The sequence below is a fragment of the Serratia sp. 25CWL12 genome (assembly GCF_055790885.1).
In genome coordinates, this window is sequence record NZ_CM147698.1 from 3947644 (window position 1) to 3961057 (window position 13414).

At 51.1% G+C, this 13414-nt stretch carries 10 protein-coding genes and 1 pseudogene; 3 read left to right on the forward strand and 8 right to left on the reverse strand.

Translation table 11 applies throughout. The features are described from left to right. Nucleotides 1-14 precede the first annotated feature (14 nt). From bcsA to bcsR, 3 genes are read right to left on the reverse strand one after another with little or no spacing between them, the layout of a single operon-like run. Nucleotides 15-2627, reverse strand: a complete 2613-nt coding sequence (bcsA, locus tag ACX9GV_RS17130; protein ID WP_473196318.1) for a UDP-forming cellulose synthase catalytic subunit — start codon at nucleotides 2625-2627, stop codon at nucleotides 15-17. Next, nucleotides 2624-3367: a cellulose biosynthesis protein BcsQ gene (gene bcsQ, locus ACX9GV_RS17135; RefSeq protein ID WP_473196319.1), complete on the reverse strand. Its 744-nt coding sequence runs from the start codon at nucleotides 3365-3367 to the stop codon at nucleotides 2624-2626. Before bcsQ ends, bcsA begins: the two co-directional genes overlap by 4 nt. 3 nt (nucleotides 3368-3370) lie before the next feature. Then, the gene (gene bcsR, locus ACX9GV_RS17140) at nucleotides 3371-3592 is read right to left on the reverse strand and encodes a cellulose biosynthesis protein BcsR (RefSeq protein ID WP_051791083.1); all 222 of its coding nucleotides are present in this window, start codon (nucleotides 3590-3592) and stop codon (nucleotides 3371-3373) included. Nucleotides 3593-3916: 324 nt separating this feature from the next. On the opposite strand from bcsR, the gene bcsE reads away from it, so the two are divergent. Genes bcsE through bcsG form a run of 3 tightly spaced genes read left to right on the forward strand, consistent with a single transcriptional unit; the run spans nucleotide 3917 to nucleotide 7340 of the window. Next, on the forward strand, nucleotides 3917-5485 hold the full coding sequence (gene bcsE / locus ACX9GV_RS17145) for a cellulose biosynthesis protein BcsE (protein WP_473196320.1): 1569 nt from the start codon (nucleotides 3917-3919) through the stop codon (nucleotides 5483-5485). Next, nucleotides 5482-5679, forward strand: a complete 198-nt coding sequence (gene bcsF, locus ACX9GV_RS17150; RefSeq protein ID WP_023489108.1) for a cellulose biosynthesis protein BcsF — start codon at nucleotides 5482-5484, stop codon at nucleotides 5677-5679. Before bcsE ends, bcsF begins: the two co-directional genes overlap by 4 nt. 2 nt (nucleotides 5680-5681) lie before the next feature. Then, entirely contained in the window at nucleotides 5682-7340 is a 1659-nt protein-coding gene (gene bcsG, locus ACX9GV_RS17155) for a cellulose biosynthesis protein BcsG (RefSeq protein WP_473196321.1), read from the forward strand. A 68-nt stretch (nucleotides 7341-7408) separates the two neighbouring features. On the opposite strand, the pseudogene dppF reads toward bcsG, so the two are convergent. From dppF to dppA, 5 genes and pseudogenes are all read right to left on the reverse strand, one after another. Then, nucleotides 7409-8399 (reverse strand): annotated as a pseudogene (gene dppF / locus ACX9GV_RS17160) (dipeptide ABC transporter ATP-binding subunit DppF). Beyond that, complete coding sequence (gene dppD / locus ACX9GV_RS17165) at nucleotides 8396-9376, reverse strand: dipeptide ABC transporter ATP-binding protein (protein WP_473196322.1); 981 nt, start codon at nucleotides 9374-9376, stop codon at nucleotides 8396-8398. The pseudogene dppF and the gene dppD overlap by 4 nt, the downstream one beginning before the upstream one ends. A gap of 13 nt (nucleotides 9377-9389) precedes the next feature. Continuing rightward, a complete protein-coding gene (dppC, locus tag ACX9GV_RS17170) occupies nucleotides 9390-10292 on the reverse strand; it encodes a dipeptide ABC transporter permease DppC (protein WP_473196323.1) in 903 nt (300 codons plus the stop codon). An 11-nt stretch (nucleotides 10293-10303) separates the two neighbouring features. Beyond that, complete coding sequence (dppB, locus tag ACX9GV_RS17175; RefSeq protein WP_023489113.1) at nucleotides 10304-11323, reverse strand: dipeptide ABC transporter permease DppB; 1020 nt, start codon at nucleotides 11321-11323, stop codon at nucleotides 10304-10306. A gap of 195 nt (nucleotides 11324-11518) precedes the next feature. Continuing rightward, complete coding sequence (gene dppA / locus ACX9GV_RS17180; protein ID WP_473196324.1) at nucleotides 11519-13126, reverse strand: dipeptide ABC transporter periplasmic-binding protein DppA; 1608 nt, start codon at nucleotides 13124-13126, stop codon at nucleotides 11519-11521. Nucleotides 13127-13414: the final 288 nt, after the last annotated feature.

Genomic DNA, 13414 nt, shown 5'->3' on the forward strand with positions numbered 1-13414 from the left:
TTTCAACACACAGCCTATGCCGCTGTTTCCTGTTCTGCTGCAACCCGGTTTCTCGCTACGCCATGAGGAATAAATGACATGATCCACAGCGCCAGCGAGGTGAAACCAACCAAAATTTTACGAATAATCGGTGGTGCATAATCCGCCATGTGCTGATAACCATGGAGGCCCAATAGCAAAACATCACGCAAACTGCTTGCCGGTTTATCTTCCGGGTATTCATCCTGCCACAGTGTCCAGGTATCAGCACGGGCAAAAGTACACTGAATAAATTCGATATTTTGTTGCGTTGAGAGAGGTAACAGGCGAAAACCGGCATACAGGCCATTAGCTCTGGTCACTACGCAGGGGAAAGTGAACTCCTGCTGACCCCGCTTGAGGAGCAAGGTGACCGGGTCCTGCACTTTAAACGGGGCCGACACGCGCATTTTTACCCCGACCCCACCATCCGAATAGTCGTGCAGTGTACAAGGGAACAGGTGCCCATCGGCACGGGCGACTGCCGCAGGCATACTTAACTCTACCCGGTGTGACTGCCGCACCTGTTTGGCTTCCACCGCCACCGCCATGGCACCACCCAGAATAATGATGTTATAGATCACCCACACCAAGCTGATAAACACCGTCATCGTCTCATTAGGCGGGCCGTAGAATAACCGCCAGAGCCCAAACAGCAGACCGACAAAATTAAACATCACCAGAATCAGATACGGGCGGCTGATCACCCAATCCACATGGTCCTGGTCAACCAACCCGCCTTTAGAGGTCACATTGAATTTGCCTTTATGTGGGCTAAACAATGCCACGGTGGTTGGCCGGGCGATATACCAAGCCATTACGGTTTCATAGATTTCACTCCAGAAAGAGTGGCGATATTTCCCCTGAATACGCGAGTTCGTCAGGCTGGCATGAATCATATGTGGAATCACAAACAACGCAATCATCAATGCGGGTGCAAAAATGATATAGGCATGGAATAACAGGAACGCCAAAGGGGCGGTCAGGAAGATCAAACGCGGAACTCCGGACAGAAAATGCAACATCGCGTTGACATAACATAACCGCTGCACCAGTTTCAGCCCTTTCCCTAGTAACGGGTTGTCCAACCTGAAAATTTGCACCATGCCACGGGCCCAACGAATACGTTGGCCAACATGGGCAGACAAGCTTTCTGTCGCTAAACCCGCCGCTTGCGGAATACGAATATAGGCTGAGGTATGCCCCTGGCGATGCAGACGCAGCGAGGTATGCGCATCCTCTGTCACGGTTTCGACGGCGATACCGCCGATTTCATCCAGTGCGCTGCGCCGCAGAATGGCACAAGAACCACAGAAAAAAGTGGCATCCCACATGTCGTTACCATCCTGCACTAGACCGTAAAACAGCGTGCCCTCATTGGGTGTCTGGCGAAAACGCCCCAAGTTGCGCTCAAACGGGTCCGGAGAGAAAAAATGGTGTGGCGTTTGTAACATCGCCAACTTTTTATCCTTAAAGAACCACCCTACCGTCAATTGCAGGTATGAACGGGTTGGCACATGATCACAATCGAAAATGGTGACCAATTCACCAGTGGCATAGCGCAAGGCGTTATTGATATTGCCGGCTTTAGCATGTTCATGAGTAGGCCGTGCGATGTACTTCACCCCAACCTCCTCAGCAAACTGTTTAAACTCAGGGCGATTACCATCATCAAGAATGTAGATATTCAATTTCTCTTTCGGCCAATCAATCCCCAACGCCGCATAAACTGAAGGCTTGACGACGCTCAAATCTTCGTTGTAAGTGGGGATCATCATATCCACGGTCGGCCAGGTGCTGATATCGTCCGGCATCGCCACCGGTTGGCGGTGTAACGGCCAAATCGTCTGGAAATACCCCAAAACCAGCACTATCCAGGCATAGGTTTCTGCCAGCAGCAGCAGTAGGCCGCAAATCAGGCTAAGGGGATCATCCCAGTTTAACGTAGAGGTATAACGCCACCACATATAACGGCAGGACACCGTGAGGGATAAGACAATTAACATCAGGCTGGGGAAACGGCCCGGTACTCGCCGCACCACCATGGCGATCCCCCAGAGTAAGAGGACAAACACAAACTGGGTAAAATAATCGAAAGGTTGCGAGATACAGAGCAAGGCTAACAACCCGGCTACTACGCTGGCCAGAATAAATAACCAGCGCCGCACCGGTTGGCTGAGTCGATTAATACGCTGCGCCGAACGCTCCTCTACCCCTGATGCCTTCAGGCGACGAGGCAAACGATGCAACCCATTGGCGTAACGCACTTTCAGCTTGCGCCAACCCATCGATAAGTAAGAAAAATAACGCCCTATTGGCGAAGGGCCATTATGTGTGATTAACAACCACACCACCTGCAGCAAATAACGCAAAATATCTGCCGGGCGCGGCCGATAAGGGGAAATATGCGGGAACCAATAGGTCCGTGTCGCACGTATTTCTTGCCAAGCGGGTGATTCAAACCGCAATAATACCCAGCCTAAAACCACCAGCAACGTGGTAAAAAACGCGCTGAATGCAGATGACCCCGCACGACGATAAGAGCGATAACGCCCTCGCATCCGCTGATAAACAGGGGGCACCAACAACCAGCCCATTACCCGGCTCATCGCGACGAATCCTGTAGATTAAGCAAGCACCAGTTGGCCAAGGTTAATATTTCATCGGCCGCCAGGCTTTCTGGGCGATATTCACCCAGAGGTTGCTTCATCGCCAGCGCTTCGGCCAAGGCTTCATCACGATGGATCACCAACGGTAACAGCCCCTCCAAGGTTTGCAGCCACAACTGATGCAGATCCTGCTGTAACAGGCTGGCAGCGGAGTAACCATTAACCAGAAAACGACAGGCTGCGGGCATCGGTTGCTGATAGAGACGTGCATGGCAATTAGCATCGGGACTCATGAGTTGAAATACCGTATCCGCCAGGGCCAACTGTTGTTCAATTACCGGGGTATTCCCCGCGGGCATATCCAGCAGGATCCAGCGATAATGGCCCGAAGCACACACTTGTGCTAAAAAGTCCCGCCAGCGCTGCGGCGCTTGACGCTGTTGCTGTTGCTGATCAATGCTGCGCTGCTCCGCCAAATTCAAACCACCGAAGGGCAAAAAGTCGAGGTTTTCACAGTAACGCATCGCGCCCTGCTGCCACGCCACACCCTCTAGCTCAGCTCGCGCCCAACCACGGTTGAGCCCAACTGGTGTATTAAAGTGCAAGCGCAGTAAATTATCCGGCGACAGATCAATCGCCAGCACAGACTCCCCTAACTGTTGTAATGACCAAGCCAGTGCTGCCGTTATTGATGTTGTACCAATACCACCACGCACCCCCTGCAGTGCAATTACTGGCATAACTCAAGCACTCCCAGTTTTGTTTGCCAACTCTGCCAACTTAGTTAGTTCTGACAATTCAGACAACAATGGCCAGCGAATCATCATTTTTGTTAGTCGTTCTTGGCGTGAAATATCGATATAGCTCAATTTCGGCAAAGAAAATGCCTGACTTAGCGCCTTAAGATCATCCGGCATTTCTTGTAGAACGTTAGCCTGAAAAATCGTCGACTCATCATTATTCATCTTGCCGCCTTAAAATAGGCTAATGTTAAGTATATTCGAAATAATCCCAGTTGCCTGACGACAGTTTAAGAATAGATCTCAAAATTAAGTCATTGAGCAGCCAACATAGACATAAAGGTCACTTGAAGTATATAACAAGCTTTATAAAAAAAACTGTCATCAGATGAATCTTAGCAGATAGACTATAAAAAATTGAAGTTACCTGTCAGTGGTGACAGTCAGTAGTAATAGAGTGTGCCTTACATGAAGTTAAGTCTTATCACCCACAAAGATCAACCAGGGTAACGTCTGTAAACTGTTTAATTAACAAGTAGAATAGACCATATGGCGCAATATTTTTCTCTAGGTATCCGACACATTTGGCAAGAGCTGTCGGAAATGCAAGCCCCAGGGTTCTATTGGGTGAATGCTGATCGCCAGCGCGATGCGGATTTGCTTTGCCAGCAAATCATCGCCGCCCAAGAAGAAAGTCGCTCATTGGCCCTGATTTGTAGCGGTGACCTACCGGATCAACAGTGGGCAGAGCACTTGTCTGCCGCTAGGCTGAAAAAGTGCCCTTGGTATACCTTACCGGAAAAAAAGGCCGCACTCTGGCACCTGACTGACGATTTGATGCGCGCGCTAAGGCCGAAAAACCGGCTACTGATCCTGCTGGCTCATGCCAATTTATGGCAAACCTTCACCAGTCAAGAACTGCAATCCTGGGGTAACCAACTCAATAGCTGGTTAGAACAGCAACAATGCACGTTGTTGGTCCTCTGTTACGGTAGCGGTGTCAACAAGCTTAAGGGGCAACTCGGCGGTGAGCATCGCTTGCTGCATGGATTAGCCAGCCTGCAGTGGCAACAGGACCACGCCCAATATCTGGTTAACTGGTGGAGTACAGAAAACAGCATCCAAGCCAACCAGTCATTCACTCTGCTCAGCGATGAGCTGGGCTGGCAAGCAAAAGAGAATAATAATCAGCCCTCACCGACCCTCGAGCACAACGACAGTAGCCGCTACCTGGCAGAGAAACGAGTGTTAGAAGGGGCTCCTGCGCTGTCAACCAATTGGCAGTTACTGGAAAATAATACCCAAGTGATGCAGCTCGGCATGGAGGCCACCGCCGCCACGCTGATTTTTGCCTTGTACAAAACTGACGAAATTGACCCGTTAGCGCAGCATATCCATAGTTTGCGCCGCAGCCGTGGGGATGGTTTGAAGATTGCAGTGCGCGAGATGAGTGCCAGCCTACGCTACAGTGACGAACGGCTACTACTCGCCTGCGGCACTAATTTGATTGTGCCCCATGTCGCACCGCTTTCCACCTTTTTAACCATGCTGGAAGGTATTCAGGGCCAGAGATTATCGCGCAATATTCCGCAAGATATCAGCGCCCTGATTGCAGGGGTGCGTCCATTGCAATTAAAAGGTTATCTGCCACCAGAAGAGTTCAACAAAGCCGTGTTATCACTGATGGAAAATACGCTATTGCCGGAGGATGGCAAAGGTGTGATGGTCGCTTTACGCCCCGCCCCAGGGTTAACTGCTCGGCAGTCGATGACGCTGTGCCATCAACGTCGCTATGGCGATATCATGACGGTGGCGCAGAATCGGTTATTCCTGTTCCTGTCCACCTGCCGCATTAACGATTTGGATACCGCGTTGAAGTTTATTTTCCGTTTACCCGTAAACGAAGCGTTCAGTAACCGGATAATATGGTCACAGGATATCGATATTACCGCGCAAATCAGGCTACTGACTCAAGATATTGGGCTATCATTTGACGATAGTCAGCCGGAAGTCAAAGTTACCAAACCAGCGGTAACCGTAGCAGAGGCGGCGGCGGTTGAACGCCGTGACCCGGTGCCGATTACACTCTTGAGCCGTGAGCCGGAGGGGGGAGTATGAATGGCATAGACGATATCGTGCAATTAGTGCTGCTGTGCGCAATCATCTTTATTCCTGTGGGATACGTGCTACACCGTCGTCTCCCTAACTGGCTGCGAACCTGGCAGAATTTACTGTTATCTCCACGTTATTTGAAACCGGCAAAACGATCGGGAAACAAAAACGTGGCCTCTCAAGGCGAACATAAAAAATAACTATGACTGATAAAGAAATCACGCAACCTGATAATACGCTATGGCGCTATTGGCGTGGCCTTGGCGGCTGGAATTTTTATTTTTTGCTCAAGTTCGGTCTATTATGGTTTGGTTATCTGAACTTCCATCCACTGCCTAATTTGGTGTTTATGGCATTCTTGCTGATGCCCATCCCCTCACTAAGGTGGCACCGCTGGCGGCAGAGGATTGCCATTCCTATTGGTATCGGTTTGTTCTATCACGATACCTGGCTGCCCGGGGTGAGCAGTATTATCAGCCAAGGTTCACAACTGGCCGGTTTCAGTGCCCACTATATGCTCGAGCTGACCCTACGTTTTATCAATTGGCAAATGATCGGGGCGATTTTTGTCTTGCTGGTGGCTTATCTGTTTATCGCCCAATGGCTACGGATCTCGGTGTTTACCGTTGCTGCATTGGTTTGGTTGAATCTGGTCAATATCACCGGCCCGGCAGTATCGCTGTTACCCGCGACCAAGCAGGCGGCGATGGTCCCTGAGACACCTGCGGCACCTGCGGCACCTGCAGTACCAACGAATAGCCAACCTGCCGCCAATGCGCCCCCCACTAATGAGAATCTCAACGCCTACCTGAACCAGTTCTATGGCGAGGAGCAAAGCCGAGCGACCACTTTCCCAGCCAGCTTGCCGACCGATGCTCAGCCTTTTGATGTATTAATCATCAATATTTGTTCACTTTCGTGGTCTGATCTGGATGCGGTCAACCTGCGCAACCATCCGTTATGGGCGAAGATGGATATTCTGTTCACCAACTTTAACTCGGCGACCGCCTATAGTGGCCCGGCCGCCATACGACTATTACGTGCCAGTTGCGGCCAACCCGCCCATAAAGATTTGTATCAACCGGCCAGCCAGCAATGTTATCTATTTGATAATTTGGCTAAATTAGGTTTTAAACAGCAACTGATGCTGGATCACTCAGGTGTCTTCGGTGATTACCTAAAAAATCTGCAGGCCGATGGTGGTCTGCAAGCGCCACTTATGTCTCAAGCTAACATAAGTCACGAACTCACTTCATTTGATGGTGAACCGATATATAACGACCTGCAATTACTTAACCAGTGGCTTGAACAGCAGAAAAATGAGGGTAATGCCCGTACTGCGACCTTCTTTAATACCATCCCGTTACATGATGGCAACCGGTTTGTCGGTTCCAATAAAAGTGCCGACTACCGGCCTCGGGCACAGATGCTGTTAGACCAGTTAAACACCTTCCTGGACGAGCTGGAAAAGTCGGGGCGCAAAGTAATGGTAGTGTTTGTACCAGAGCACGGTGCGGCGCTAGCGGGTGATAAAATGCAGATGTCAGGTTTGCGTGATATTCCCAGCCCAAGCATTACGCATATCCCGGTGGGCATCAAACTGGTGGGCATGCAGGCACCACATCAAGGCAGCCCGCTAGAGATTACAGCCCCCAGCAGCTATCTGGCACTGTCTGAGCTGATCTCCCGCTTGGTGGATGGTAAAGCGTTCACTGCGGCCAGCGTTAACTGGCAAGCACTGACGGAAGGCCTACCTAAAACTGCCGCGATCTCTGAAAATGATAATGCCATCGTCATTCAGTACCAGGGGCAACCCTATATTCAACTGAATGGCGGTGATTGGGTGCCTTATCCGCATTAAACCATCTTGCTGGGTATACATGACAAAGGGCTCAAACGAGCCCTTTCTTATTGGCAACCCAATCTGTTTTAAGACTCGGCGCTTTCATCCTGATCAACAGCAAAACAGGCCACCATTTGGTCACCATACTGCCGCAACTGCGGTTGCAACTGGGTACAGCTACCGAAGGTTCGGCTGCAACGCGCATTGAACGCGCAACCAGGCGGTGGGTTCATTGGGCTCGGGAGCTCACCGGTCAGTTTGATACGTTCACGTCGCATATCCGGGTTCAGCCGTGGTGTTGCCGAGAGCAACGCCTGGGTGTAAGGGTGACGCGGATTGTTGAAGATAGCCTCTTTACTGCCCTTCTCCACACAACGGCCCAGGTACATCACCATCACTTCATCAGCAATGTGTTCCACCACCGACAGGTCATGGGAGATAAAGACATAAGACAACCCCAGTTCCTGCTGCAGATCCATCATCAGATTCAGTACCTGCGCACGCACCGAAACATCCAGTGCAGAAACAGGCTCATCGGCAATCACCACATCCGGGTTAAGCATCAAGCCACGGGCAATGGCGATACGTTGGCGCTGACCACCAGAAAACATATGCGGATAGCGGTCATAATGTTCCGTTTTCAGGCCGACTTTCGCCATCATCTCCAGCGCTTTTTCACGCCGTTCAGCACTGCTTAATGAGGTATTGATCAACAGCGGCTCTTCCAGAATCTGCCCCACCTTCTTGCGCGGATTCAGCGAGCCATAAGGGTTCTGGAATACAATCTGGATCTTCTGGCGGCGTAACTTATCCGCCGTGACATCCGGCTTGAGCAGGTCTTGCCCTTGGTAGTAGAGCTCCCCCGGTGGGCACTTCGATCATGGTCAGTAGACGGCCTAACGTGGACTTACCACAGCCAGATTCACCAACCACGGCCAGTGTCTTGCCGCGCTCAAGGGTAAAGGAAACGCCATCCAGCGCTTTTACCAGCCGTTCTGGAGCAAACATCCCCTTCTTGACCGGATAATATTTTTTCAGGTCAATCGCCTGCAATAAAAAAGGGTGATTCTGACTCATTCGGTTGGTCTCCCCGCATCGTCCAGCGGTGTATGACATTTAACCTGGCGGCCGTGAACAGTTTGTAACTCCGGCTCTTCTACACGGCAACGTTGATTCGCATAAGGGCAACGCGGGTTCAACAAGCAACCCTCTGGCCGATCATATTTACCCGGAACCACACCAGGCAGTGATGCCAGGCGCGCCTTATCGGTGGCAAACTCCGGCAATGCACGGAGCAGCGCCTGAGTATAAGGATGACGCGGTGCGCGGAAAATTTCCGATGACTTGCCCGACTCCACCACCTGCCCGGCATACATCACGATGATGTGATGTGCTGCTTCCGCCACCAAGGCCAAATCATGGGTGATCAACAGCAGTGCCATATTTTCACGCTGTTGTAATTCCAGCAGCAGCTCAATGATCTGCGCCTGAATGGTCACATCAAGGGCGGTGGTCGGTTCATCAGCAATCAGCAGCTTGGGCCGACAGGCGATCGCCATGGCGATCATCACACGCTGGCTCATGCCACCCGAAAGTTGATGGGGATAAACATCCAACCGCGAAGCAGGATCAGGGATCCCCACTTGGGTCAGTAAGTCAATGGCACGCTGGCGACGAGTGCGACGATTGCCCCCCTGATGCACCTTCAAGGCTTCCATGATCTGATAACCGACGGTGTAACAGGGGTTCAAGCTGGTCATCGGGTCTTGGAAGATCATTGCGACTTCAGAGCCCACCAGATGACGACGCTCTTTTTCAGAAATTTTACGCAGATCCTGGCCATTGAACTCCAGTTTATCTGCCATTACTTTGCCGGGGTAATCAATCAACCCCATAATCGCCAATGAACTGACCGACTTACCAGAGCCAGATTCACCGACAATACCCACTACCTGCCCTTGCTCCACACTGTAGCTAATGCGATCTACCGCACGGAACGGCGCATCATCATCACCGAAGTGCACCGAAAGCTTTTCTACATTTAATAATGCCATGATCGGTTCCTCGTCACTGCTTCAGTTTGGGGTCGAGAGCATCACGCAAGCCGTCCCCCATCAGGTTAAATGCCAAAACCGTCAGCAGAATTGCCACCCCAGGGAAGGTCACCACCCACCAAGCACTTTGTGCAAATTGCAACACATCGGAAAGCATCGTTCCCCATTCCGGTGTCGGTGGTTGTGCCCCCATCCCCAGAAAGCCGAGTGCGGCCATATCCAGGATGGCGTTAGAGAAACCAAGAGAAGCCTGTACGATCAACGGTGCCAGGCAGTTTGGCAAAATATTGACAAACATCTGGCGCATCGAACCCGCGCCCGCAACGCGAGATGCCGTGACATAATCACGGTTTACTTCTACCAACACCGCCGCACGGGTCAAACGAATGTAATGCGGTAAAGCGACAAAGGTGAGTGCCAACGAGGCGTTGACAATTGACGGGCCAAATACCGCTACCAGCACCAAAGCCAACAGTAAGCTTGGCAGCGCCAGCATAATATCCACGACGCGCATGATGATGGCATCCACCACCCCGCCAAAATACCCGGCCAACATGCCGAAAAACACACCCATAATCAGCGAAAGCACCACCACCAGGCAACCTACCAGCAGTGAAAGCCGAGCACCATACATCAAGCGTGACAAGACATCACGCCCTACATCGTCAGTGCCCAAAAGATACTGCCAACTGCCCCCTTCCATCCAGACTGGCGGTTTAAGCAAGGCATCTCGGAACTGGTCAGCAGGGTCATGCGGAGCCAGGAACCCTGCCCCTAACGCCACCACCAACATAATGATGATATAAACCAGACCGACAACGGCCCCTTTATTGCGCTTAAAATAGTGCCAAAACTCCTGGAAGGGGGTCATTGGCTTCGGCGCGCCTTTCACTACAGACTCGGTAACTTGAGACATCAGAGCGCCCCTTATTTCTTGTGACGAATACGCGGGTTAACGATGCCATACAGCACGTCCACCAGCAGGTTAACCAGAATAATCATACAGGCGACCAGTAATACGCCCCCCTGAACCACCGGGTAGTCACGACGTTGCAGCGCATCCATCAACCAGCGCCCCAAGCCAGGCCAGGAGAAGATGGTTTCAGTCAGGATAGCCCCCGCCAGCAACGTACCAACCTGCAGACCAATCACCGTCACCACCGGTAGCAAGGCATTACGCAACGCATGTACCACGATCACCCGCATACGGCTCAGGCCTTTGGCGCGCGCGGTACGAATATAGTCCTCACCCAGCACTTCCAACATCGAGGAACGGGTCATACGCACAATAACCGCCAGAGGGATAGTACCCAACACAATGGCAGGCAGGATCATATGCATCACGGCATCTTTAAAATCGCCCGGCTCCCCCCAGATCAGGGTATCTATCAACATAAAACCGGTCAGCGGCAAGCTCTCGTCGAGGAATACCGTATCGCTTATCCGCCCCGAGACCGGGGTAAGATTAAGCTGCACCGATACCAGCATGATCAACATCATGCCCCACCAGAAAATCGGCATCGAATAACCGGTCAATGAGATCCCCACTGCCGTGTGATCGAAGACTGAACCCCGCTTAACCGCTGCCAACACCCCCACAGGGATACCCAGCATCACGGCAAAAAGCATCGCGCATAAACCCAGTTCCATCGTCGCCTTAAAACGGGGAACAAACTCTTGCCAAACGGGAATTCGGCTCTTGAGGGATAAACCCAAATCGCCCTGTAACACGTTGGTCACGTAAGTGAAATATTGTTGATAGAGCGGTTTGTCCAACCCCATCTCTGCCATGAGCTGAGCATGGCGTTCAGCGGAGATACCGCGCTCCCCGGCCATAATGGTCACCGGATCACCAGGGATCATATGGACAAATGCAAAAGTCAGCAATGTAATGCCGATAAACGTTGGGATAACCAACCCCAAACGTCGGAGTATGAACTGCAACATATCCCGAACTCTCTGTATTCTGTATAAAGAGCCCGACAGCGCATCGTCTGCCGGGTTTATTAAAACGCACTGCACGACATCTTCTGGAGACAGGAAGGCAGAGGCGTAACATCTGGCCCCTGCCTAATAACATCCTGCTAATTTCAAATGACAACCAGGTGGTCAGGGCAGAAGATACTCTGCCCTTCATCGGGTTTAATCCAGAGAAACATTCTCAAAGTGGTGCTTACCAAGCGGATCAACCACATAGCCCTTCACCTCTTTACGCACGGGCTCGTAAACGGTTGAGTGGGCAATAATCAGTGCCGGAGCCTGCTCATTCATCACCACTTGCGCCTGCTTATAGAGCTCTACGCGTTTTTCGTGATCAGCGGCAAAACGAGCCGGTTGGATCAGATCTTCAAATGGCTTGTAGCACCAGCGGGAGTAGTTAGAACCATCCTTCGCGGCAGCACAACTGAACAACGTCGCGAAGAAGTTATCTGGGTCACCATTATCACCAGTCCACCCAATCATCATCGCCTGATGTTCACCCGCTTTAGTACGCTTGAGGTATTCGCCCCACTCGTAGGTGACAATCTTGGCATTCACGCCAATTTTCGCCCAGTCAGACTGGATCATTTCGGCCATGCGGCGGGCATTAGGGTTGTAAGGGCGCTGTACTGGCATTGCCCACAGTTCAACAGTGAAACCGTCCGGCAGGCCCGCTTCCTTCAGCAGTTCTTTCGCTTTGGCAGGGTCATAAGCATAATCTTTAACCGCATCGTTATAGCCCCACATGGTCGGCGGGATCAGGTTCTTGGCAGCTTGACCCGCCCCCTGGTAAACCGCATCAATGATGGCTTGCTTGTTAACCGCCATGGTCAGTGCCTGACGCACTTTGACGTTATCGAACGGTTTTTTCTCAACGTTGAACGACAGGTAACCGACATTCAGACCAGGCTGTTCCATCACGTTGATGGTTTTGTCCTGCTTCATACGCGCGATATCAGCCGGGTTGGGATACGGCATGACCTGACACTCGTTTTTCTGCAGTTTGGCATAACGCACAGCGGCATCTGGCGTGATGGAGAACACCAAGCGATCGATCTTCGCCTTGGTACCCCAGTATTCCTCAAAGGCTTTGTAAAGGATCTTCGAGTCTTTCTGATATTGCAGCAATTGGAACGGACCGGTGCCGATGGGGTTGAGGTCAACGACTTCTGGCTTACCCGCTTTCATCATGTTGTCAGCATATTCCGCAGACAGAATGGAGGCAAAGTCCATACCCAGATCAGCCAGGAATGGTGCTTCAGGACGCGTCAAGGTGAAACGTACCGTGTGGTCATCAACTTTTTCGATCTTGCTAATCAGGTCCTGCATCCCCATCCCTTGGAAGTATTCATAGGTGCCGCCAGAGACCTTGTGGTAAGGATGGTTCGGATCAAGCTGACGCATAAAGGAATACACCACGTCATCAGCATTGAAATCACGAGTAGGTTTAAAATCTTTGCTCGATTGCCACTTCACGCCTTGGCGCAAGTGGAAAGTATAGGTTTTGCCGTCTTCGCTGACGTCCCACTTCTCTGCCAGGCCGGGTTCCAGTTCAGTGGTACCAGCCTTGAACTCAACCAGGCGGTTATAGATCGGTACTGCACTGGCATCATAGGTGGTACCAGAAGTAAACAACTGCGGGTTGAACCCTTCAGGAGAACCCTCTGAACAGTAAACCAATGTTTTTGCTTGTACGCTTGCCGCTACAGTCAAGGCAATCAGCCCAATACCGCATTTCAAAATTCCTGATTTTCCCAAGGAACGTATCATCGCTCGTGCTCCGTATGTGGTGTGTGTATGACTGCCAGAACCTCTATTTTTTATTACGCCGTCTCTGTGCAGTTAGTCATCGAATAAAGTATGAAAATGCTGGGTGGAACGCATCACAGCAAAACGGCTGCTTGTGCTGGATATCCCCAATCAGCCCTTACTTTTATCCATCAGTTTACCAAATTGCCAACTGTTTGTGGCGGCGTCAATATAACCGGCATGAATTTATACGTAATATGTGAAACAACAAACAAACATAAAAAAAACATAACAGCAACATGATAAAAT

Bases quoted from the DNA above. Each gene is read 5' to 3' on its own strand.
- bcsA (WP_473196318.1), bottom strand. From the start codon at position 2,627: ATGAGCCGGGTAATGGGCTGGTTGTTGGTGCCCCCTGTTTATCAGCGG.
- bcsQ (WP_473196319.1), bottom strand. From the start codon at position 3,367: ATGCCAGTAATTGCACTGCAGGGGGTGCGTGGTGGTATTGGTACAACA.
- bcsR (WP_051791083.1), bottom strand. From the start codon at position 3,592: ATGAATAATGATGAGTCGACGATTTTTCAGGCTAACGTTCTACAAGAA.
- bcsE (WP_473196320.1), top strand. From the start codon at position 3,917: ATGGCGCAATATTTTTCTCTAGGTATCCGACACATTTGGCAAGAGCTG.
- bcsF (WP_023489108.1), top strand. From the start codon at position 5,482: ATGAATGGCATAGACGATATCGTGCAATTAGTGCTGCTGTGCGCAATC.
- bcsG (WP_473196321.1), top strand. From the start codon at position 5,682: ATGACTGATAAAGAAATCACGCAACCTGATAATACGCTATGGCGCTAT.
- dppD (WP_473196322.1), bottom strand. From the start codon at position 9,376: ATGGCATTATTAAATGTAGAAAAGCTTTCGGTGCACTTCGGTGATGAT.
- dppC (WP_473196323.1), bottom strand. From the start codon at position 10,292: ATGTCTCAAGTTACCGAGTCTGTAGTGAAAGGCGCGCCGAAGCCAATG.
- dppB (WP_023489113.1), bottom strand. From the start codon at position 11,323: ATGTTGCAGTTCATACTCCGACGTTTGGGGTTGGTTATCCCAACGTTT.
- dppA (WP_473196324.1), bottom strand. From the start codon at position 13,126: ATGATACGTTCCTTGGGAAAATCAGGAATTTTGAAATGCGGTATTGGG.